The organism is Microcoleus sp. PH2017_05_CCC_O_A (assembly GCF_020738785.1).
Taxonomy (GTDB): domain Bacteria; phylum Cyanobacteriota; class Cyanobacteriia; order Cyanobacteriales; family Microcoleaceae; genus Microcoleus.
This window is the reverse complement of sequence record NZ_JAEQCB010000324.1, coordinates 1-1,161: the sequence shown is the minus strand read 5'-3', so window position 1 is coordinate 1,161 and position 1,161 is coordinate 1. Positions and strand designations below refer to the sequence as shown.

Annotated in this window: 1 protein-coding gene; it reads left to right on the top strand. The window is 42.0% G+C overall.

Annotated features, from left to right (window positions below):
- Position 1: 1 nt before the first annotated feature.
- The coding region (locus JGK20_RS34355) for a transposase (protein ID WP_293233863.1) at positions 2-1,161 on the top strand (1,160 nt) is incomplete at its 3' end.

The following is a 1,161-nucleotide window of genomic DNA, read 5'->3' as shown; positions in this document are numbered from 1 at the left end:
CATTGTCGAGCAACTGTTGAGGTGGTCAAACAATCTGTTTAATGTCGGGACTTACGAAAGTCGGCAACGGTACTTTAAGGACAAAGGTGCAATTAAATACCCAGATTTGTACAAAATTGCCAAAGGCAACGAGAATTACGGCTTACTCTACTCGCAAGTCGCGCAACAATCTTTAAAATCAGTCGCTGAATCCTTTAGCTCTTTCCGAACCCTACAAAAGTTAGCGAAGAAAGGAGACCTCAATCAAAAACCGAGGCTACCCAAGTACAGAACTAAAGGGGCGATGTACCAAGTTTCCTATCCTGGTCAAGCTTTAAAAATAGTGGGTAATCGGGTACGGTTGCCTTTGGGAACCAAAGGGAAAGAACACTTTGGGACAGATGCTCTCTGGGTGACTTTACCAGAAAGACTGAAAGATTGCCAGATTAAAGAACTCAGGCTAATTCCTAGAAATGGCGAAGTCTGGCTTGAGTATGTCCATGAAAGTCTAACTGAACAAGCCGCTAGTTGTAGTCTGGAAGTAACAGGGGTTTTGGGAATCGACCACGGCATCAATAACTGGTTGACTTGTGTTTCTAGTAATGGTAAGCCTTTCATCATTGATGGTCGAAAGCTGAAGTCTTGGAACCAGTGGTTTAATAAGGAAAAAGCGCGAGTGCAATCGGCACACGCTCAATACAAGTTACCCAAAGGTTTCTTGTCAAAAAGACTGCAACAGTTGTCAGAAACACGCGCCAGAAGGATGAGAGATGCAGTAAATAAAGCAGTTAGAAGCATAATAGGGAATTGCGAAAATCACCAAATCAATGTGGTAGTTTTTGGTTGGAATAAAGGACAGAAGCAAGAAGTAAATATGGGAAAAAACACTAATCAAAACTTTGTCCAAATACCCACAGCTAAAGTCAAAGATAGACTACAACAAGAGTGCGCTCTCAGAGGATGGAGATTTGTAGAGCAAGACGAATCCTACACCTCAAAAGCTAGCTTCTTGGATCGAGACATACTGCCAGTGAAAGTTGGTGAAAAACCCGACAATTGGCAACCGTCTGGTAAAAGAATTAAACGAGGTTTATACCGTTCTGCTCAGAAATCAATTCTGAATGCAGATGTTAACGGTGCGGCAAACATCATTAGGAAATCAAAAGTAGCCATAGACTCAAT